This is a genomic window from Enterococcus sp. AZ009 (genome assembly GCF_050548785.1).
GTDB classification, from domain to species: Bacteria; Bacillota; Bacilli; order Lactobacillales; family Enterococcaceae; genus Enterococcus_D; species Enterococcus_D entomosocium.
This window is the reverse complement of record NZ_CP172960.1, coordinates 2,789,122-2,810,984: the sequence shown is the minus strand read 5'-3', so window position 1 is coordinate 2,810,984 and position 21,863 is coordinate 2,789,122. Positions and strand designations below refer to the sequence as shown.

The 21,863-nt window shown below is 45.6% G+C and carries 19 protein-coding genes; 17 read left to right on the top strand and 2 right to left on the bottom strand.

Going from position 1 to position 21,863, the window contains the following annotated elements; translation table 11 throughout:
- The first annotated feature begins 22 nt into the window (after positions 1–22).
- From fucO to tkt, 8 genes are all read left to right on the top strand, one after another.
- Positions 23–1,174 carry a lactaldehyde reductase gene (gene fucO, locus IGJ74_RS13370; protein ID WP_034872046.1) on the top strand — a complete coding sequence of 384 codons (1,152 nt, stop codon included), beginning with the start codon at positions 23–25 and terminating at the stop codon, positions 1,172–1,174.
- 345 nt (positions 1,175–1,519) lie between these two features.
- A complete protein-coding gene (locus tag IGJ74_RS13365) occupies positions 1,520–2,998 on the top strand; it encodes a BglG family transcription antiterminator (protein ID WP_087665012.1) in 1,479 nt (492 codons plus the stop codon).
- Positions 2,991–3,428: a PTS sugar transporter subunit IIA gene (locus IGJ74_RS13360; protein ID WP_087665011.1), complete on the top strand. Its 438-nt coding sequence runs from the start codon at positions 2,991–2,993 to the stop codon at positions 3,426–3,428. The genes IGJ74_RS13365 and IGJ74_RS13360 overlap by 8 nt, the downstream gene beginning before the upstream one ends.
- A 58-nt stretch (positions 3,429–3,486) precedes the next feature.
- On the top strand, positions 3,487–3,939 hold the full coding sequence (locus IGJ74_RS13355) for a PTS sugar transporter subunit IIA (protein WP_016612612.1): 453 nt from the start codon (positions 3,487–3,489) through the stop codon (positions 3,937–3,939).
- A 24-nt stretch (positions 3,940–3,963) separates the two neighbouring features.
- Positions 3,964–4,284, top strand: a complete 321-nt coding sequence (locus IGJ74_RS13350) for a PTS fructose transporter subunit IIB (protein ID WP_008380953.1) — start codon at positions 3,964–3,966, stop codon at positions 4,282–4,284.
- Between the two features lie 24 nt (positions 4,285–4,308).
- Complete coding sequence (locus IGJ74_RS13345) at positions 4,309–5,409, top strand: PTS fructose transporter subunit IIC (protein ID WP_087665010.1); 1,101 nt, start codon at positions 4,309–4,311, stop codon at positions 5,407–5,409.
- A 71-nt stretch (positions 5,410–5,480) separates the two neighbouring features.
- Positions 5,481–6,173, top strand: coding sequence for a D-allulose 6-phosphate 3-epimerase (gene alsE / locus IGJ74_RS13340; protein ID WP_087665009.1), 693 nt, complete (start codon positions 5,481–5,483; stop codon positions 6,171–6,173).
- Between the two features lie 166 nt (positions 6,174–6,339).
- Complete coding sequence (tkt, locus tag IGJ74_RS13335) at positions 6,340–8,343, top strand: transketolase (protein ID WP_430608507.1); 2,004 nt, start codon at positions 6,340–6,342, stop codon at positions 8,341–8,343.
- Between the two features lie 85 nt (positions 8,344–8,428).
- On the opposite strand, the gene IGJ74_RS13330 is transcribed toward tkt, so the two are convergent.
- Entirely contained in the window at positions 8,429–9,301 is an 873-nt protein-coding gene (locus IGJ74_RS13330; RefSeq protein ID WP_016613703.1) for an alpha/beta hydrolase, read from the bottom strand.
- Positions 9,302–9,470: 169 nt separating this feature from the next.
- On the opposite strand from IGJ74_RS13330, the gene allC reads away from it, so the two are divergent.
- From allC to arcC, 7 genes are read left to right on the top strand one after another with little or no spacing between them, the layout of a single operon-like run.
- On the top strand, positions 9,471–10,700 hold the full coding sequence (allC, locus tag IGJ74_RS13325) for an allantoate deiminase (protein WP_218193376.1): 1,230 nt from the start codon (positions 9,471–9,473) through the stop codon (positions 10,698–10,700).
- Between the two features lie 15 nt (positions 10,701–10,715).
- Positions 10,716–11,501: a (S)-ureidoglycine aminohydrolase gene (allE, locus tag IGJ74_RS13320; protein WP_142437533.1), complete on the top strand. Its 786-nt coding sequence runs from the start codon at positions 10,716–10,718 to the stop codon at positions 11,499–11,501.
- A gap of 13 nt (positions 11,502–11,514) precedes the next feature.
- The gene (gene allD / locus IGJ74_RS13315; RefSeq protein WP_086297686.1) at positions 11,515–12,591 is read left to right on the top strand and encodes an ureidoglycolate dehydrogenase; all 1,077 of its coding nucleotides are present in this window, start codon (positions 11,515–11,517) and stop codon (positions 12,589–12,591) included.
- A gap of 8 nt (positions 12,592–12,599) precedes the next feature.
- The gene (fdrA, locus tag IGJ74_RS13310) at positions 12,600–14,354 is read left to right on the top strand and encodes an acyl-CoA synthetase FdrA (RefSeq protein ID WP_008379230.1); all 1,755 of its coding nucleotides are present in this window, start codon (positions 12,600–12,602) and stop codon (positions 14,352–14,354) included.
- Positions 14,355–14,366: 12 nt separating this feature from the next.
- Positions 14,367–15,629, top strand: a complete 1,263-nt coding sequence (locus IGJ74_RS13305; RefSeq protein WP_005234461.1) for a DUF1116 domain-containing protein — start codon at positions 14,367–14,369, stop codon at positions 15,627–15,629.
- Positions 15,630–15,666: 37 nt separating this feature from the next.
- On the top strand, positions 15,667–16,530 hold the full coding sequence (locus IGJ74_RS13300) for a DUF2877 domain-containing protein (protein ID WP_218193375.1): 864 nt from the start codon (positions 15,667–15,669) through the stop codon (positions 16,528–16,530).
- Complete coding sequence (gene arcC, locus IGJ74_RS13295; RefSeq protein WP_008379225.1) at positions 16,503–17,438, top strand: carbamate kinase; 936 nt, start codon at positions 16,503–16,505, stop codon at positions 17,436–17,438. The genes IGJ74_RS13300 and arcC overlap by 28 nt, the downstream gene beginning before the upstream one ends.
- A gap of 30 nt (positions 17,439–17,468) precedes the next feature.
- Here arcC and IGJ74_RS13290 read toward each other — a convergent pair whose 3' ends face one another.
- Complete coding sequence (locus IGJ74_RS13290) at positions 17,469–19,100, bottom strand: PucR family transcriptional regulator (protein WP_087665007.1); 1,632 nt, start codon at positions 19,098–19,100, stop codon at positions 17,469–17,471.
- A gap of 130 nt (positions 19,101–19,230) precedes the next feature.
- On the opposite strand from IGJ74_RS13290, the gene IGJ74_RS13285 reads away from it, so the two are divergent.
- Entirely contained in the window at positions 19,231–20,445 is a 1,215-nt protein-coding gene (locus IGJ74_RS13285; RefSeq protein WP_218193374.1) for a pyridoxal-phosphate-dependent aminotransferase family protein, read from the top strand.
- Positions 20,446–20,596: 151 nt separating this feature from the next.
- Positions 20,597–21,847, top strand: a complete 1,251-nt coding sequence (locus IGJ74_RS13280; protein WP_005225368.1) for an MFS transporter — start codon at positions 20,597–20,599, stop codon at positions 21,845–21,847.
- Positions 21,848–21,863: the final 16 nt, after the last annotated feature.

The window sequence follows — 21,863 nt, the reverse complement described above, 5'->3', positions numbered from 1 at the left end:
CAAACAAATGGAGGTAGGAAGAATGGCGAATAGAATGATTTTGAATGAAACATCGTATTTTGGAAAAGGAGCGATCGAGAACGTACCGACAGAATTCAAGGCACGAGGGTTCAAAAAAGCGGCAGTGATCACCGACAAAGATTTGGTGAAATTTGAAGTAGCAACCAAAGTGACGAAATTATTGGATGAAGCAGGTGTCGACTATGCGTTATATGATGGGATCGTGCCCAACCCAACGATCCAAAATGTCAAAGACGGCTTAGCGTTTGTCAAAGAAGCCCAAGCTGATTGTATCATTGCGATTGGCGGTGGTTCACCGATCGATACGGCAAAAGCGATTGCGATTATTGCTACGAATCCTGAATTTTCCGATGTGATTAGTTTGGAAGGCGTGGCAGACACGAAACATCCATGCTTGCCGATTTTAGCGGTACCGACAACTTCTGGGACTGCAGCCGAGGTAACGATCAACTATGTGATTACAGATGAAGAAAATCATCGGAAATTCGTTTGTGTAGATCCTCACGATATTCCTCTAGTAGCCTTTGTGGACAGCGATATGATGATGGGGATGCCGAAGAGCTTGGCAGCCGCAACGGGAATGGATGCCATGACCCACGCCATCGAAGGCTTCATCACCAAAGGCGCTTGGGAAATGACTGACATGCTGCACATCAAAGCAATCGAGATCATCGGGCGCTCATTGAGAGATTCCGTGAATGGCGATCAAGCAGGACGAGAAGCGATGGCACTAGGGCAATACATTGCCGGTATGGGCTTTTCAAACGTCGGCTTGGGCTTAGTCCACGGCATGGCACATCCATTGTCCGCTTGGTACAACATTCCTCACGGAGTAGCGTGCGCGTCTTTGTTGCCAACCATCATGAAATACAACAAAGACTTTACGGGTGAAAAATACCGTGAGATCGCGATCGTTTTAGGCATTGAAGGGGCAGAAACGATGTCACTTGAAGACGTCCGAGATGCTGCTTGCCAAGCAATCGATCAGTTAAGCACAGATGTGGGTATTCCAGCGACCATTTCTGAATTAGGCGTCAAAGAAGAAGATATCCCAGCCATCGCCAAAGATGCCTTGAATGATGTCTGCACACCAGGCAACCCGCGGGATACGACTTTAGAAGAGATTATTGAGCTTTATCGTTCGTTGATGTAAAAGCTCAAATCGTTCCTTTCAATGAGCGTGCTTATTTCGCTTGCTGTATAGGCGCTCAAACCTGGATTGCTCCTTAACGACGGTTGAAGGGTTTCGATAAACGGCGTTTTCCTTCTCGTTTCATGGGAACTAGCAGCTTTTCTTATTCCAACAGTTGAATAATGAACATTGATGATAACACTGACTTTGTTACAGCCATTTTGAAAAATGGCTGTTTTTTTTGTCCTTAACGTTGTATTGTAATTCTTATTATTGATCATCTTTGTCCCATGAAGGGGACAAAGAATGATAGAACGCTTACATTTCCTAGTGCTATGATAAGTGTGTAGAAAGGAGAACGGTTACATGACTGTTATGGAACAACGAAAGAGAAAAATCATCCATATTCTTTCCAATACGAGAGAATTTGTCACGGCCGATGAACTATCCGCAGCGCTTCGACTTTCTACAAAGTCGATTTATCGCATCGTAAAAGCAATCAATGAGGATGCCGCGATTGACTATGTGATTCTCTCAGAAAAAGGGAAAGGCTACCGCTTAAGTTTCCATCATCAAGAAAAGTCCCAGAGTCAGAAAGCGGAAATGCCGAATGCGCTGACACCAGTGGAACGCCGGAACAAGGTGATGGAGGAGCTATTGCTTATTTCCCCAAAAAGAAAGAATATTTTTTCCCTGTATCAGCCTTTTTATGTGAGTGAAACGGTCATCAACAGTGATGAGAAATTAATTTCTGAAGCTTTGCAGCGTTTTGAGCTGACGGTTTCCCGCAAAAATAAAATGATCGGGGTGAACGGTGCAGAAAAAAATATCCGTCGAGCATTGCAGGAGTATATCCAGCAAACCCGCAATATCCGCTTGGATGATCTGCATGTGACGAATGAGGCGTTCAACCGTTATGATGCGGAGTTTGTTTTGCGACAGCTGAATTTGATTGAAAATCACCTAGGCTTAGTAATTCCTCATCCATACAACATCAATCTTTTTTCTCACCTGTATATCTTATTGCGGCGGTTTCGCAAAGTAGGGAATTCGTTTAACGAGGATATTTTAGATGAGAAAGAGAAACTGCAAATGCAAGAAAACCCAGAATTAGCCACCATCGCCAAAGAGATCATTGGCAATAGCGAACAATACTTGCATACGAAATTACCGGAAAACGAAAGCTATTATATGTATCAATACCTCGTCTCCTCACGGATGCAAAAGGCCACGGATGAATTAGAGGATCTGTCAGAACAAGTAAAACTAATTTCTAATGCATTTATAGAAAAAATGAGCACTCAGCTGCAGCGGTCATTTGAAGACGAGGAGTTATTCGGTAAATTGGCTCGCCATATCAAACCAATGATCAATCGGTTGCGACATGGGATCGAAGTCAAAAACAATCTTTTGGAGCAAATCAAATTAGAATACACAGATTTGTTTTTTGCTACCGAAGAGACTGCAAGAGAAATCTGCCAAGTGTACGATTTGCCAGCGCTCACAGAAGATGAAATCGGCTTTGTCACCCTTTACTTTGCTCAAGCGATCGAAGAACATCCTCAACAACTCAAGGTCATGATCGTCTGTACTACGGGAATCGGGACCTCCGAATTATTAAAAGTAAAAGTGCATAAGAAATTTCGTGAGTTGGCAATCACGGCTGTCCTACCTTCTCGTGATGTGGTAGCGGCTTTAAAGCAGCACCCGGATACGGAGATGATCATCTCAACCGTTCAATTAACGATCGACAGTCCAATTCCGGTCGTGATCGTGAGCGCCATGCTGACGATGGAAGACCAAAAACGCCTTGAAGCGATGATTGGGAGGGTGAGAAATGACTAAATTCCCTTTGTCCCTTACTTTAGTTTCAACAGAGGCTGGAGAGACGAAAGTCGATGTTTTAAGGAAGATTGCAGCTGTTAGCCAAACAATCGGGCTGACGGAGAGCAAAACCTTGCTATTTGAAGCACTGCAAGCCCGAGAAGCGAGCGGCAATACGATGATTGCTGAAGATTTTGCGCTACCGCACATTGAAAGTGCTGTGGTGAAAAAAAGCGGAATCGTCCTCGTCAGAGGTGAAGAAGTCCTTTGGCAGGAAACGCTGCAAGCAAAAACGATTTTTGCGATCCTGATGAAGACTAACGAAACAACCGCGGTGAAACAAGCAGTCATCCGCTTAATGAAATGTTTCGCCTATGAAGAAAATCTGCAATTCATTGCAGAAAAATCAAAAGAAGAAATCGAAGCCTTCCTTCTCAACCAATGCGGCTGATAGGAATGAATGGTCAATTCAGTAAGGCAAGAGGTACTCAACTAGAGGAGGAAAACGAATGGATATTTCAACAGTGATTGATCCAAAAATAATCAAAACCAACATGGAGGCCGCTTCTAAAGAAGAAGCCCTGCAGCAATTGAGTCAGCTTTTATATACCAATGAGTACTTGACGGATCAGGCAGCATTTTTAAAAGATGTCTATGAGCGGGAAGCAGTCGGTCAAACAGGGATTGGCAATTACATTGCCATTCCCCATGGAAAAAGTGCTCATGTGAAGGAGATCGGCGTAGCAATCGGGGTTTTAAAACAAGAGATCCCTTGGGAAACGTTGGATGGCAAGGGAGTGAAAGGAATTATCTTATTTGCCGTCGGTGATGACACGGAAGGGGCGCAAAAGCATTTGAAACTGCTTTCTTTGTTCGCTCGGAAATTAGGAAATGACGAGGTGACGGCTGCCTTGTTGAAAGCAAAAGAGCCGCAGCAAGTGATTGAAGCATTTCAAGGATAACAGAAAATTTAAGGAGGAATTATTATGAAAATCGTCGGAGTATGTGCATGTACAGTAGGGATCGCTCACACTTATATTGCGCAAGAAAAGTTAGAAAATGCGGCAAAAAAGGCAGGTTACGAGATCCATGTGGAAACACAAGGAACGATCGGCCGTGAAAATGAATTGTCACCTGAAGCGATTGCGGCTGCAGATGTCGTGATTTTAGCAGTTGACGTCAAAGTAGCAGGACGTGAACGATTTGAAGGGAAACGGATCATTCAAGTGCCGACCGAAGTTGCCATCAAGTCCCCAAGCAAATTGTTGGAAAAAGCCAAAGAGGTCGTTCAACAGCAGGCGGTCTAAGCAAACCGAAGGAGGAAGGAAACTATGGAAAAAATCAAAGCATTGAATTTAAAAGGACATTTGTTGACAGCCATCTCCTATTTGATTCCGATCGTCTGCGGTGCCGGATTCTTGATTGCCATTGGCATGGCTTTCGGCGGCACCAGTCAGGGACAACTGGTGCCAGGTGAATTTACGATTTGGGATGCTTTAGCTACGATGGGAGGCGCAGGACTCGGGTTGCTTCCGGTGGTCATTGCGACAGGAATTTCTTATGCGATTGCCGAAAAACCGGGGATCGCGCCAGGGTTTATTATTGGTTTGACAGCCAATGCCATTGGTGCAGGTTTTATTGGAGGAATCTTGGGCGGCTACTTAGCTGGATATCTAGTAATTGCTATTTTACGATTTATTAAAGTACCAAATTGGGCGAAAGGCTTGATGCCGACATTGATCATTCCCTTTTTGACCTCTTTGATCGGTGGTCTGATCATGGTCTATATTATCGGTACACCGATCACTGCCTTTACGAACTTACTGACGAACGCACTAAATAGCTTAGGCTCCTCTTCATTATTGGTTTTTGGTGCCGTCATCGGCTTGTTGAGCGGCGTTGATTATGGTGGACCAATCAATAAAACGGTCTTTGCTTTTGTTCTGACGATGCAAGCAGAAGGGATCAATGGACCGATCACTGCACTGCAATTAGTCAATACTGCAACACCGATCGGCTTTGGTTTAGCATTCTTTATTGCAAAACTGTTCGGCAAAAACATCTATACGCCTGTAGAAGTGGAAACGTTAAAATCTGCCGTACCAATGGGTGTGATCAATATCGTTGAAGGGGTGATCCCAATCGTTATGAACGATATCGTCCGAGGGCTGATCGCAACAGCTATTGGCGGCGCTGCTGGCGGGGCTGTTTCAATGGTCTTAGGGGCAGATGCAACGGTACCGTTTGGTGGTGTGCTGATGCTGCCGACCATGACTCGTCCGTGGGCTGGGGCAGTAGCTTTGCTGGTAAATATAGTAGTGACTGGGATCACCTTGGCTTTGATTAAGAAAAATGTCACTGAAGAACAAGTAGTCGCACAAGCAGAAGTGGAAGAAGAAGAAATCGATTTAGATGATATTCAAATTTTCTAAGAAAAGCGATTCAATTGGAAGAAGAATCGTTCCTCTCAGTAGAAGACTGATTGAGGAGAAAGGATAAGTCTATGAACAAAGTTGAATTTTCACCGTCATTGATGACGATGGATCTAGATAAATTTAAAGAACAAATCACTTTTTTGAATGACCAAGTGGACTCCTATCATATTGATATTATGGATGGTCATTACGTACCCAATATTTCCCTATCCCCATGGTTTATTCAAGAGGTCCGCAAAATCAGTACTTTGCCTTTGTCCGCTCATTTGATGGTCACTGAACCTGCCTTTTGGGTGCAGCAGCTGATCGATATCAACTGTGAATGGATTTGTATGCACGCTGAAGTTTTGGATGGGTTAGCATTTCGTCTGATCGATCAAATCCATGATGCTGGATTAAAAGCCGGGATCGTCTTAAATCCTGAAACGCCAGTATCGGTCATTTTGCCTTATATTGATCGTTTGGATAAAGTCACGATCATGACGGTTGATCCAGGGTTTGCTGGCCAACGCTTTATTGAAGGGGCGTTAGATAAAATTGTTGAACTGCGGGCATTACGGGAAGAATATGACTATCACTATGTCATTGAAATGGACGGTTCCTCCAATCGGAAATCCTTCAAACGGATTGATGAAGCCAATCCAGACATCTATATTGTCGGACGCAGTGGATTGTTTGGTTTAGATGACGACATTGCCAAAGCATGGTCGATCATGGTCGCAGATTATCAAGAAATGACTGGAAAAGTTTTGAGTAGCTAAGCAAAGCCGAAAGCAAAAGAACCGGACGACTCAAGTTGCGGACTGTTAAAAAGAGGAGCATTAGATGCCTCCTAGCCTGTAAACTTTGGGTGTCTGGTTCTTTTCTATTGTGAAAAGGCAGTGAATAGAAACATGCTGGCTGAAGAAAGTGAAGGAGGCAATTTAATTGAAAAAATTATTTGATAAAATCGATCAATTAGGAGTGAACACCCTTCGTACATTAAGTATCGAAGCCGTACAAAAAGCCAATTCAGGACATCCGGGATTACCGATGGGGGCAGCACCCATGGCCTATGCCTTGTGGACCAAACACTTGAAAGTCAATCCAACGACTTCTCGCAACTGGGTGGATCGTGACCGCTTTGTTTTGTCTGCTGGACACGGTTCGGCGCTATTGTACAGCTTGTTGCATGTGTCTGGTTACGATGTGACCATTGAGGATCTAAAAAACTTCCGTCAATGGGATAGCCGCACACCAGGACATCCAGAAGTCGATCACACAGACGGCGTGGAAGCAACCACTGGACCTTTAGGACAAGGGATCGCTATGGCAGTCGGTATGGCAATGGCCGAAGCCCACTTGGCTGCAACCTACAATCGCGACAAGTATCAAGTCATCGATCACTATACCTATGCCTTATGTGGCGATGGGGATTTGATGGAAGGTGTTTCGCAAGAAGCTGCATCCATGGCGGGTCACATGAAATTAGATAAACTGATCGTCTTGTACGATTCAAACGACATTTCCCTAGATGGTCCGACCTCAAAAGCCTTTACAGAAAATGTCGGTGCGCGTTTTGAGGCGTATGGCTGGCAACACATTCTCGTTGAAGACGGCAATGATTTAGAAGCGATCTCGAAAGCGATCGACGAAGCAAAAGCTGAAAGCGACAAACCAACCTTGATCGAAATCAAGACTGTGATCGGATACGGTGCGCCAAATCAAGGCACCTCTGCAGTTCATGGTGCGCCGATCGGTGCCGAAGGCATTTCAGCAGCCAAAGCGATTTATGGCTGGGAATACCCAGAATTTACCGTACCTGACGAAGTTGCCGCGCGCTTCAAAGAAACCATGATCGATGAAGGACAAAAAGCTGAAGCAGCTTGGAACGAAACCTTCCGTGCCTATGAAGCAGCCTACCCAGAACTTGCGGCGCAATTCAAACAAGCCTTTGCGGGTGAATTGCCAGCAGATTGGGATGCAGCATTACCAAGCTACGAAGTTGGCAGCTCACAAGCTAGCCGGGTATCCAGCAAAGAGATGATCCAAGCCTTATCCAAAGCCGTCCCTAGTCTCTGGGGCGGATCGGCTGACCTTTCTGGTTCCAACAACACGATGGTGGCAGCAGAAAAAGACTTTGAACCTGGCCAATACGAAGGCCGCAACATTTGGTTTGGTGTCCGAGAATTTGCGATGGCGGCAGCCATGAACGGCATCCAATTGCATGGCGGTACGCGAATCTATGGCGGGACCTTCTTCGTCTTCGTTGATTACTTGCGTCCAGCGGTGCGCTTGTCTGCGATCCAGCATGCACCTGTGATCTATGTCTTGACACATGACTCCGTGGCGGTTGGGGAAGATGGACCGACCCACGAGCCGATCGAGCAATTAGCTAGCGTCCGTTGCATGCCAAATGTCCAAGTGATTCGTCCAGCAGACGGCAACGAAACCCGTGCTGCTTGGAAACTGGCCCTGACAACAACGGATAAACCAACGGTCTTAGTCTTAAGCCGACAAAACCTACCAGTGATCGAAGGCACGCAAACTGGTGCGGATGAAAATGTCGCAAAAGGCGGCTACGTGATTTCAAAACAAGCCGGTGAAACACCAGCGGGGATTTTGATCGCCACAGGTTCTGAAGTGAATCTTGCGGTTCAAGCACAAGCTAAATTGGCAGAAGAAGGCATCGATGTATCGGTGGTCTCCTTACCAAGCTTTGATCTGTTTGAAGCGCAAAGCTCAGAATACAAAGAAAGCGTCTTGCCGAAAGCAGTGAAGAAACGGGTAGCGATCGAAGCGGCTTCCCCATTTGGTTGGGAACGTTACACTGGCTGTCATGGAAAAGTGATCGCGATCGATCATTTCGGTGCATCCGCACCTGGTGACAAAGTCTTAGCGGAATTCGGCTTCAGTGTTGAGAATGTCGTGAATACCTTCAACTCACTATAATCAAAAAACAGGCGATCTTTAGAGGGAACATTCCTTTGAAGATCGCCTGTTTTTGTTTACTAAAGAAGCATGGCCAAATCTGCGCTTAATTTTTCTCTATTGTTAAAAGGAGCCATGAAATCATCTCTCGATAGCAGTCATCAGCGATCGCATTTGGTGTCCGATCAAAGTCATGCTGTTCTAAGTCGAGCCAAAGTGTTTTGGCACGGGGGACTTGTGCAGCGAAAGCTTCGGAGGCGCTGAAGGGAACGTCTGGATCTTTTTTGCAATGAACGACAAAGCAAGGAGGAAAGTCTTTGTAAGCGGCAGCAGGAATCGCCAAGGCTGCCAGCTGTTCCCGATTGCCTAAATAACGCTGCCAGTTGCCATATTGACGGGCGGAAAGGTACAAAGGGAATCGTTTTTCTAACGTGCCGTGGGTGATTGGTTGGCTTTCGATCATAGCTTCGGCGTCGAGTGGCGGGACTTTCGGAAATTGCGTGTAAAAGCGTGCCGGCTGCAAAAATTCTTTATAAAACAACTCTTGGTATCCGTAAAATCGGATCAAGCCTTTTTGCTCCGGATGCTTTGTGCGTGCGGTCAGTAAGGTCGCTAAAAAACCGCCGGCGGAGCGACCGAATAGAATGTACTCATTTGCACCAACGCCGCTGAAGTGCCAGCCCTCTGTCAAAAACCATTCCACTGCCTTTTTTGTATGAAGGTAAATGTCGTTCAGCGCTACTTCGGGAGCCAGTGGATAATCAAAGAGATAAAGGCTAACACCGGCAGCCAGCAATTGGTGGACATAATCCTGCGGAAGGTCTTCTCGCTGACCATAGAGGAAGCCACCACCATGAAAATACAAAAGGCTGATCCGAGGCTGCGCTGCTTTTAGGATCGTCACTTCTAACGGCAAAGTGCCGTAGGTGTCAAATTGGATTTTTTCTGTTTGCGCAAAGGCATTTTTAGGATAAACCATTGTTTTCTTCCTTTCTCTTCTTCGATAGTATAAGGAAGAGTATAGGAGAAGGAAGCGGTTTAGAAAACAGCGTTATGACTAAAAATAGAAACGGTTTTGTCGAAAGTGAACAATGATGTCCTTCAGTAACACGCTTACAATAACCGTATAAATCAAAGGAGGCAGAACAATGGAGTTGAAAAAAGAAGTAGCGGCAATGATCGATGCATTATCTCAGATTGGGAGTGATCCAACTGGAGGAATGACTAGACTGCTTTATACCGATTCATGGAAAGAAGCGCAATCATTTGTAGAAAAACAATTAAAAGAAACTGGCTTAACGACGTCCTATGATGCAGTCGGCAATCTCTTCGGCAGAATGGAAGGCAGCCAGTATCCAGAAGAAACGATTCTTTCAGGGTCACATATCGATACCGTCGTCAACGGTGGCACATTGGATGGACAATACGGGGTCGTTGCTGCTGCTTTAGCGATCAAGTATTTAAAAGAGACCTATGGACAACCTTTACGCTCCTTGGAAGTCATCTCAATGGCAGAAGAAGAAGGCAGTCGTTTTCCAACCGTTTTTTGGGGAAGCAAAAACTTTGTCGGAGAAGCCCAAAAAGCCGATGTTGAAGCGATCGCAGATTTTGAAGGCAACAGCTTCGTGGCAGAGATGCAACGCCAAGGCTTTGACTTTCGCGACCCACAAGAACCGGTTCGATCAGACATCAAAGCCTTCGTGGAAATCCATATCGAACAAGGCAGTGTTTTAGAAAAAGAAAATTTGCAGATCGGTGTCGTCAATAGTATCGCTGGTCAAAAGCGCTACACCTTTGTTTTAAAAGGACAAGCCAATCATGCAGGCACCACACCGATGGGCTATCGCCAAGATGCTGTGTATGGTTTTGCCAAAATGTGTGCCGCAGTGATCGATCGTGGCTTAGAGCTTGGAGATCCATTAGTAGTGACATTCGGTAAAGTTGAGCCAAAACCGAATACGGTCAACGTGGTTCCTGGTGAAGTGTTGTTTACGATGGATTGTCGCCATACCGATGGGCAGCTATTGGATGCCTTTACTGCTGAAGCAGAACAGATCATTCAAGCGATCGCCCAAGAGCATGACTTGACAGTGGAGATGGATCTATGGATGGATGAACGCCCTGTGCCGATGGACGATACGATCGTTGCCACGGTGGAACAAGCGGTGAAGCAAACCGGCAAACGCTACAAAGTGATGCATAGTGGGGCGGGTCATGATTCCCAAATCATTGCACCACATTTTCCAACGGCGATGCTGTTTGTACCAAGTATTGATGGGATTAGCCACAACCCAGCCGAAGCAACAACTATCGAAGATTTAACAGCTGGGGTAGAAGTTTTAGCAGCTTCCCTTTACGAGCTAGCATACAAAGAATAGAAAGCAGGGACACACATGGGATACAAAAATAATAATACGGGCTATTTAGATGGATTGCTGCAATCACGTGCAGTCATTAGAAAAAATAATTTTGCGATCTTGCCGCATGACGGGTTAGTGAATAATGTCATTCCAGGATTCGAAAACTGTGAATGTTCGATACTCGGCACACCAAAATTAGGGGCGTCTTTTGTCGATTACATCATTTCATTCAAAAAAGAGGGCGCCAACCAATTGGGCTTCGGCGGACCAGAGATCGAGAGTTTCTTGTATGTCATCTCGGGCAAACTGGAAGTGAGTGATGGTAAAGAAACCCATACATTGACGGACGGAGGCTATATCTATCTGCCTGCTGGAGAAAAACTGTATATGAAAAATCTCCAAGAAGAAGCGACAGAAGTGTTCTTATATAAGAAGCGTTACCAACCGTTAGAAAATCACCAAGCCTACAAAGTAGTGGGGAATCTTTCAGAGTTGATACCGATCCAATACGAAGGGATGGAAGACGTCCTGCTTTGGGATTTCTTACCGAAAGAGTTGGGTTTTGACATGAATATCCATATCCTTTCCTTTGAACCAGGGGCAAGTCATGGCTACATTGAGACCCATTACCAAGAACACGGGGCGTACTTACTGTCAGGTAAAGGGATGTATAACTTAGATAATGAGTGGTTCCCAGTGGAAAAAGGCGACTATATTTTCATGAGTGCCTATGTACAGCAAGCGGCCTATGGTGTCGGTCGTGATGAACCATTGACCTATATTTATTCCAAAGATTGCAACCGCGATCCGGAAATTTAAAGGAGTTTAGAAAATGGAAGAGACGGTTATTGTACAGTCACAAGAGTTACAGCAATTGATCCAAAAAAAATTAGCGGCTGCTGGTTTGTCTGAAGCGCACGCAGCCATCGTTGCAGAGCATTTGGTCTTTGCCGATGCCAGCGGGATCCACTCTCATGGGGCTGTACGGGTAGACTATTACGCAGAGCGGATCGCTAAAGGTGGAATGAATCGCACTCCACAGATCACGTTTGAAGAGACTGGGCCTAGCAGCGGGATCGTTCACGGTCAAAATGGCGCAGGGCAGGTCGTTGTATTAGAAGCGACAAAGCATGCCATTGAGATGGCCAAACGTTCTGGGATCGCGGCGGTTGGTGTACGGAAAACGAGTCATAGTGGGGCGCTATCCTACTATGTCAAAAAAGCTGCAGAAGCTGACTTGATTGCATTATCTATGTGCCAATCAGATTCAATGGTGGTTCCTTTTGGCGGCAAAGAAAATTATTTTGGTACCAATCCAATCGCATTTGCCGCACCACGAAAACAGGGGGCACCGGTGGTCTTTGACATGGCAACGACGGTCCAAGCGTGGGGCAAAATATTAGATGCTCGCTCCAAAAATAAAGAGATTCCTGCGACATGGGCCGTGGATGCTCATGGCAAGCCAACGACGAATCCACATCATGTCCACGGCTTACTGCCGATCTCAGGGCCAAAAGGCTTTGGGTTGATGATGATGGTGGATATCTTATCAGGAATGCTCCTAGGGCTGCCTTTTGGCAAGCATGTTTCCTCTATGTACAACGATCTGACGAAAGGTCGCGACTTAGGGCAGTTTATTTTGCTGATCGATCCGCAACGCTTCACAGATTTAGACACATTTAAAGAGTCGGTGGAAACGATGATCGAAGAGCTGCACGCCATACCGGCTGCTGAACAGTTCCAGCAAGTCTATTATCCAGGCGAGATCAATCAACTAACCTATGAAAAATATATGGCAGAAGGCATTCCCATCGAGAAGAACATTTATCGCTATCTCATTAGCGACACGGTTCATTTTGACCAGTATTCTGGGTCAGATGCCTTTGCACAGACAGGAACAGGAGAGTGAGGAGACCCATGTTACACACTATTATTCAAAAAAACAATTACCAAGATTCCATTGTTTTAATGCTTTTGACCAATCGTCTACTGACGATCGAAGGGATCAACAACGCTTCGGTCATGATGGGCACACCTGCCAATAAGGACATTTTCAAGACGGGTGGTCTTTATACCGAGGAGATGAGCAATGCGACATCCAACGATATGGTGCTCGTTTTAGACATCGAAGAGGAAGAAATCATCGAAACAGTCCTGTCAGAAATCGATGCCTTCTTATCGGACCAAAGCAATAGCGCAGGAGAGGAAACCCAAAGCGTCAAAACTTGGGAAAAAGCCTTAGATCTTGGAAAAGATGCGAAGGTCGCTGTCTTATCGATTCCCGGTACTATGGCAGCACCAGAAATTGAAACCGCATTAGCAGCGGGCAAACATGTATTTTGTTTCAGTGATAACGTTTCATTGGAAGAGGAAGTTCGGCTAAAGAAACTGGCGCATGAAAAAGGACTTCTTTTAATGGGACCAGATTGTGGCACAGGGATTCTCAATGGGATACCAGTAGCCTTCACCAATGCCGTCCGTAAAGGGAAAATCGGTGTTGTCGGCGCTTCGGGTACTGGTATCCAAGAAGTCACCACTATTATTCATAAATTGGGTGCCGGTGTGACACAAGCCATCGGAACCGGTGGACGAGATCTCAAAGAAGCCGTCGGTGGGATAACCATGAAAGATAGCATTCTTGCCTTGGAACACGATCCTGATACGGAGGTGATCGTGGTGATCTCCAAACCACCTGCACCACGTGTCCGAGATGAAGTGTTGGCACTTTTAAGAAGAGGAACAAAACCTGCAGTCACGATTTTTCTTGGGGAAGAGCCAACGGACCACGAAGAAAATCTTTACCGAGCCTACACGCTGGAAGAAGCGGCTCAATTAGCCGTGCAGCTGCTACGTCAAGAACAGATTGGACTAGAGCCAGTGAAAGAGGAAACAGCAGCTGCCACTTTTGGACCTGAACAACAAAAAATCAAAGCTTACTATTCTGGCGGAACATTGGCGTACGAAGCAGCGATGCTTGTTAAAGCAGGATTAAATCTGGAACAAGAAGATACCCATCAGGAAGGGTACATCTTAAAAGCAGCTGGCCATGAGATCATCGATTTAGGTGATGACATTTATACTCAAGGCAAGCCCCATCCGATGATCGACCCAACAAAGCGGATCGAACTGTTGAAACAAGCGGGGGAAGATCCTGAAACGGCAGTGATTTTGTTAGATATCGTTTTAGGGTACGGCTCTCATCAAGATATGGCGAGTGAATTGGCACCGACCATCAAATCATTGAAGGAAGAAGCACAAGCAGCTGGTCGGGAGTTAGCGGTGATCGCTACGATCGTTGGAACTGATTTAGACCCCCAAGATAGCAACGAGCAAGCAGAGATTTTAACCGCAGCTGGCGTGATTTTGTGTCAAAGCAATGCCCAAGCAGTCAAAAAAGCTTTAGCAATGCTCGGCCATCCCTTTTCCCCAATTAGTCGTAAGCTGTTGCCAAAAGCAGTGACAACTGCCGATGGGTTGCCAGAGCCATCTGAAAAGAGCCGCGAATTGTTGTCGAATGACGCGTTCATCAATGTAGGATTGCGTAGCTTTGCAGAAGCGATCCAGACGCATCACGGTCAAGTCGTTCAATACGACTGGCAGCCAATTGCTGGTGGGAACGTAACGTTACAAAAAGCCTTACGTTTCTTAGCACAAGTGTCACTATCAGAGTAGGAGGAAGTTATCGTGTACGAAACTATTGAAGAAGCAAACCAAGCCGTTATTGCCAAGATCGTTGCCGGTTCGCCTTTTTTGTTGGATGTCGTTCCAGCAGTCAGTGTCATTCCAGAATTAGGTGAAGGAAAAGTCCTATTGCACGCAGGACCACCGATCCGCTACGACCAGATGATCGATCCGATTCAAGGCGCTTGTGTTGGAGCGGGACTTTTTGAAGGCTGGGGCGAAACGGAAGAAGAGGTACGTCATTTATTAGCATCTGGGGAAGTTCAACTGATTCCTTGTCACCACGTGCAAGCGGTTGGCCCAATGGGGGGCATCACCTCTGCCAATATGCCGGTTCTCGTGGTGGAAAACAAAACAGACGGCAACCGAGCGTACTGTACGATGAACGAAGGGATTGGGGCAGTTTTACGTTTTGGCGCCTATTCTCAAGAAGTCATTGATCGCTTGCATTGGATGAAAAATACGTTAGCACCAGTTTTAAGTGCTGCACTACAAACAAAACCCGATGGCTTGAACATCAATGTCTTAGTCGCAAAAGCAATCGCCATGGGGGATGAGTTCCATCAACGGAATATCGCTGCTTCGTTGGCGTTCTTAAAAGAAGTAGCACCAGCGATCGTTACCCTTGAAGGATTTGAAAAAGAAAAACCAGAAGTCATTCAGTTTCTAGCAGACACGGATCAGTTTTTCTTGAATATCATGATGGCTTCTTCAAAAGCGGTGCTTGATGGCGCCCGGACGATTGAAGAAGGAACGGTTGTGACAGCAATGTGTCGCAACGGGCATGAATTCGGTATCCGTATTTCTGGTATGGGGGACGAGTGGTTTACCGGTCCTGTCAATACACCAAAAGGGTTGTATTTCTCAGGATTCAGTGAAGAAGATGCCTCTCCAGATATGGGCGACAGTGCCATTACGGAAACCTTTGGTGTTGGGGGAATGGCGATGATTGCTGCCCCAGCTGTGACACGCTTCGTTGGTTCCGGCGGATTTCACGATGCGTTGAAAACCAGCAATGAGATGTTAGAGATCTCCATTGATACCAATCCGAATTTTCCCGTTCCTACATGGGACTTCAAAGGGATCTGTTTAGGGATCGATGCTCGGAAAGTCGTGGAAACAGGGATCTTACCGGTGATCAATACAGGGATCGCCAACAAACAAGCTGGACGGGGACAAATTGGGGCCGGGACAGTGACACCACCAATGGATTGCTTTGAAAAAGCTGTCTTGGCTTATGCAAAAAAATTAGGATTTGAAGAATAACTCAGGGTCTGAAAACGTGAAAAGGAGCAACCTAGCGATGATACAGGCAAAATGGATCGACCAAGCTTTATTTGAACCCGCATTTATCAATGGCACCTGGCTCGTTCACAGTGTGTTTCAGCATAATTTCAATCTGCAAGATCCTCGTCAGGATCAGCTGATCTGTGTCTCCAAACAAGCGGCTCGCGTGCCCAAAGGGATGATTTTAGCTGCCGACGATTATGCAGCGTTGGCGACCGACTTGCTTGCTGGTACCACTCTTTTGGTTCAGCAACGAGTGATCCATTTTCCGCATCATCGTCTGTCTTTTCAAAAGGCAGCCATGTTTACAACCACCTTCCCAGCTGGCACAGTCCCATTTGATCGAGAACTGTTTTGGTCAACCCTCCAACATGTCACGGAAAAGACGGGGATTCAAGAAGCTGTTTCACAAACCATCAGCAGCAATCATCCGTTTTATGACGCAATCGATCAGCTATGCACGCCTTCATTTAAAGAACAACGGCAAGCAGTCGCTTATTTAGTCGGACGGGGTGTCGGATTGACCCCCACAGGCGATGATATGCTAGTTGGTCATTTACTGGCTCGCCGAGTGATGGGGCAAGAAGATACCCGCTTGGTGGCTTATCTACAAAGAAGGCTGTTGACAGTCAATGATTTGACGACTGATGTCAGTAAACATTATCTTCTGCATGCGTTGACAGGCGCATTCAATCAATCGGCGTTATCCTTGACCAGGTGTACCGATTCAGCGGCTTTTTACCAAGTAATCAAAGAGATACTAGCGATCGGTCATACCTCGGGGGCTGACTTTTTGGCAGGGTTTGCTCGCAGTATCAATCAATTTCAAAACAATAGAAATGAGGAATTCATATGGCAAAACGAGTGGTCATCGCTCTAGGGGGCAATGCAATTTTAAAACCGAATCAACCAGCGACCGTAGAGACACAGCTTGCAAATATCCAGTTAAGTGCAGAACAGATCGCTAAAATCGAGAAACTTGACCATCAAATCGTTGTGACGCATGGCAATGGGCCGCAAGTCGGCAATATTTTACGACAAAATGAAGAAGCCAAAGAAGTCGTGCCGCCTTTTCCACTGGATGTCTGCAATGCAGAGTCACAAGGCTTTATCGGTTATTTGATGGAGCAAAGCATCAAAAATAAAATCGATCAAGAAGAACTGACCAGCAATGTCGTGACCTTATTGACTCAAGTGGAAGTGGCAGCGGATGATCCCGCGTTTGAAAAGCCAACGAAGCCGATCGGCTTGTTCTACTCAGAAGAAGAAGCAAAAACAATGGCTGAGGAAAAACATTGGGTGATGGAAGAAGATGCTGGACGTGGGTACCGTCGCGTCGTGCCATCCCCACAACCTGTGACGATCCACGGCGTGGAATCAATGGTTCATTTATTGAATCAAAATACCATCGTGATCGCTGGTGGCGGCGGTGGGATTCCAGTCGTAAAACAAGCGGAAGGCTTGAAAGGGATCGAAGCAGTCATCGATAAAGACCGAACTGGGAAAAAATTGGCAGAACAAGTGGATGCCGATGTATTTATGATGCTGACCGACGTCAGCAACGTTTATATCAATTACGGAACACCGGAGCAAGAAAAATTAACGGGATTATCCGTAAGTGAAGCGCAAGCATATTTTGATGCGGGGCATTTTGCAGAAGGCAGTATGGGGCCGAAAATGGAAGCAGCGATTGCGTTTGCCAAGCAAGGAAAGACGGCAATCATCTGCTCATTGGAAGAAGCAGACTTAGCATTGTTAGGTGAAGCAGGCACAAGGATCGCTGGGTAACACCAGCGATCCAACTGCTTGATTCGCCTATTAGTCGCCTTCTTCGGACAGCTCAAGGGCTAAGCGCAGATCCAGGCTAATGCTAGGATCATGCACGTTTTTTCCTAGTAGCTTTTGGCACTGTTCGATGCGGTATTTGATCGTATTGCGATGAACGAACAAGGCTTTGGCGGTGCGGGTGATCTCACATTGATAGTCCAAGTAAGCCCGTAAGGTTTTGCGCAATTCGATGGTGGCATCTTCTTGCGGAAACGCCAATTCTTTGAGGATCGTGCGGCAGAAATAATGGATATCTTCAGGGCTCATTTTTTCAAATAGACTCCGCATTCCCCGTTGATGGTAGAAAGAGACGATGGGAGAATCATGTTGGCCTCTTCGTTCTTCATAAGCAGTCTTTGCTTCAATGTAGGAGCTGGCTAAATCATTGATGCTTTCACAGACACTCCCTACACCAAAGGCCATTCGAAAAGGCAACCGATTGGTCAAAGCATTGGCGGTCTCAATCAAATGGTCTTCTAAGGCATCACACTTGTGCTGCACGAAAATCGCAAAGTGATTGCTGCCCTTTAAGCGAAAGAGACAAACATCTTTGATGCGATAAGGCAGTTGTTCACTAAACCACTGATAAACCAAGTCACTTTCTTCTTTTAGGTATTTGTCTTTGCCTTTGGTTTCTTTGGTTGGTTCGCAGGCACCATAGATGACACGATAATGGCGGGCTTTGACCAACCCATAAGTTTTTCCGAGATCTAACCAATCCTTTTGTTCTTGCTTGGTCGATTGCTGGTATTCGATCATTCGTGTTAAAAAGTCACTTTTTAAATCTTCAAAAGATTCTTGCACTTTTTGGTTTTTGTAGAGCATAAACGACAAGACCAATGCTGCTTGTTCCAGCGCAAAATCCGAGACAGGATAAGGAATCGCCTCAGGATTCAAAATGACTAAATAATGGGGGAAATAAGTGGAGGTTTCAATGGCATAATAAGAAATTTGTGACGTTTTTTCATGAAGATCTTTGATAGGGATTGCCCCGCTTTTTTCACCAGTAAAAACCCCTTTCGTTTGTCCTAATTGATGGATGTAATACTCCGCGGGTTTTGACATGCGGGTGAAATGCTTGGAGTGGGCAATCACTTGTTTAAAAGGATTCAACAAAATGATCGGTGTGTTGACCATTTGGCCAAAATCAGCGATAAAGCGAGCGATGCTGACATCCTTCATCAAGGAAGCAGAGAACCGTTTTTGAATGTCTAATGCATAACTCAGCTGCTCGGTTTTGGTGTTCCATAGCAAATTCAAAAGCTGGTGCATCAAACGCCCCAGCGGCATCGTGGCAGGTACTTCTACGATGGGGAAACCCAAGCTATCGGCGTAGGCGATGACTTCAGGATCGATGACATCCAAAAAACGACCAATCTTGATGCCTAATCCAGCGGCATTTTTGGCTACGAGAGAATCGATCAGCTCTAGAAGCGCTCCTTGATTATCTTTATAAACCATCGCCGTGCTTAAGATAAAGGTATGCTCAGGAATATAGTGGGCGATATCGGGGGTCTCGGTGATTTCGATACTGTCGACGGGAATTTCCGCAGTCAGGGGATCTGTCAATAAACGCAAATTGGAAAAGCGTGGTATAGCAAGCAATTCAGCAACTAACTTCATAGAGAAACTCCTTTTGGAATTGAACAAAACAAACAAAAACATGTCCTTTTTTAGCTTTATTGTACAACAAACTTGGAAACGTTGACAAGGCGTTGGACAGTGAAATCAAAAAGAGAAATGAGGGAAAAAGATGTATAAAGAGTTAACGATCGCACAACGTACGATCATGACACCTGGGCCTGTAGAAGCCCATCCAGCTGTTCTACAAGCAATGACCAATCGCATTTTGGGGCAGTTTGATCCGAATTTTTTGGCGATCATGGATGAGGTCAAAGAAATGATCAAACAACCGTTTGGAACCAAAAATAAAGAGGCATTTGCCATTGACGGGACTTCCCGAGCTGGTTTAGAAGCGGCGCTGATCGCTTTGATCGAACCAGGGGACAAAGTCTTGATCCCAGCCTATGGGCGCTTTGCTTTCTTACTGGGAGAAATCTGTGAACGTGCCCAAGCACAAGTCAAATATGTAGAAAAAGAGTGGACAGCTCCTTTTGCACCCCCAGAGGTCATCAAAGAAATCGACGCATTTCAACCCAAGATCGTGGCGATGGTCCACGGGGAAACCGCCAACGGGCAAATGCAGCCGTTAGCAGAAATCGGGCAGTATTGTCGCGCAAAAGATATTTTCTTTGTCGTTGACATGGTGGCGACTTATGGTGGCGTGGCCCTGTCAGTCGATGATTGGTGTGTCGATTTAGCGATTGCCGGCACTCAGAAGTGTTTAAGTGTGCCGTCTGGTCTTTCATTAGTGACCTACAACGATCGCGTCGAAGCCGTCCTTAATGCCCGTTACCAAAAAGAATTAGGCTTGAGTAAAACGGATCGAAACAAGCGGCACATTATGAGCAATTACTTGGATTTGAGTCAACTGCAACGCTACTGGAACAAAGAGCGAATCAACCATCACACAGAAGCGACGAGTATGATCTATGCGCTTCATGAAGGATTACGGATGCTGCTAAACGAAGGCCTTGATGCAGCCTATCAACGTCATTTGACGAATGAAGGCGCGTTGGTCGCTGGACTGGAGGCAATGGGGCTGTCGATTTATGGCGAAAAAGCAACCAAAATGCCGACAGTTACCCCTATCTTTATTCCAGAAGGTGTTGATGGCGAAGCTGTCCGAGAAGAGATGCTTCACTCCTTTGGTGTAGAGATTGCTAGTTCATTTGGTGATCTAAAAGGAAAAATCTGGCGGATTGGAAATATGGGCTACAGCAGCCGCAAAGAAAATATTTTACATGTCCTAGCCGCGTTAGAAGGGGCACTATTGTACCAGCAAGCACCAATTTCTGCTGGCAAAGCGCTCATCGCTGCGTTAAATTACTACCAAAAAACGACTTAAATTTTTAGCACAAATGCACAACGACTGAAAGCGCTTTGTGAAAAATGACAAATGCAATCGTCGGCAAAAAAACGTACACTAAGACTATCTTAAAGCGCTTTCGTTGGCGTGCTTCACAAACTTTACTTGTGTAACTGATGGAGGGAAAAAAATGGAAATCAATAAAGAACGTGGTGGGCTTGCCTACTGGAAACAAATTATTATCTTAATGTGTTCAGGCTGGGTCACTATCTGGATTTATCGCGCTGCGTTATCACCGGTCTATCCGCAAATCAATGAGTCACTTGGCGGCAATATTTCTGATACAGCATTAGGATCGATTGCCAGCTTTTACTTTTTCGGCTATGTGATCATGCAGATCCCTGCCGGCTTTTTAGTGGATAAGATTGGGAAGAAAACAGTTCTGCTTCCGGGATTTGTGGTATTTGCACTGGCAGCTTTACTGATTTCACAAGCCTCTTCAATCTCCATGATCTATACCGGTAGCTTTTTAGCAGGGATCGGCTGTGGATCATTTTATGGTTCCGCGTATTCTTTGACCTCACAGAACATTCCGAAAGAAAAGAAGAGCTTCTCAACAGCGATCGTCAATAGTGGTTCTGCCGTTGGTTCAGGGTTTGGGATGATCTTATCAAGCTTTATCGTTATTCAGATGAACATGCCTTGGCAAACAATGATGTATTTATCCGCTTTCTTGATCGTTTGTATGACGATCGCTTTCGCATTGGTGATCCGCAGCAACAAAGAAGACGTAGCTTTCTTGGAGAGTCAAGCAGCAGCTGAAGAAGAAACAACGGATCAGCCGAAAGAAAAAGTTTCCCTTTCAACCTTGTTCTCCCTGCGGATGCTCTTTACGTATGTGTTATATTTTGCGACGTGTTATGCCTACTATATGACGGTTACTTGGTTACCAAACTTCTTAGGAACAGAACGAGGCTTCCAAGGAGTCGCGATCGGCTTCTCTTCTTCATTGGTGGCATTTGCTTCGATTCCTGGGGCCTTGTTCTTTAGCCGCTTGGCAGACAAATACATGCATAAAAAAGTTACCTTTATCGTTATTTTAGAAGTATTAGCGGCGTTGATGTTATTAGTAACGGTGCAAGCAACAAATTCGACCTTCTTAATGATCGCGTTGATCTTGTACGGGTTCCTTGGAAAACTAGCGGTTGAACCAATCATCATTTCTTGGCTAGGGGAAAATGCACCAAAAGTTGGGGTCGGTACGACATTAGGGGTCTTCAACTTTTTCGGCATGATGTCTTCCGTTATCGCACCAACATTGACCGGATCGATCTCGGATGCAACAGGGTCAAAAGTAATGGGCTTTTATATCGCAATTATTTTGTTGATCGGTGGTACATTCTTATTCTTGACTGTAAACTCTAAGAAAACAGCAAAGTAGAAAAGTGAGGACCAAC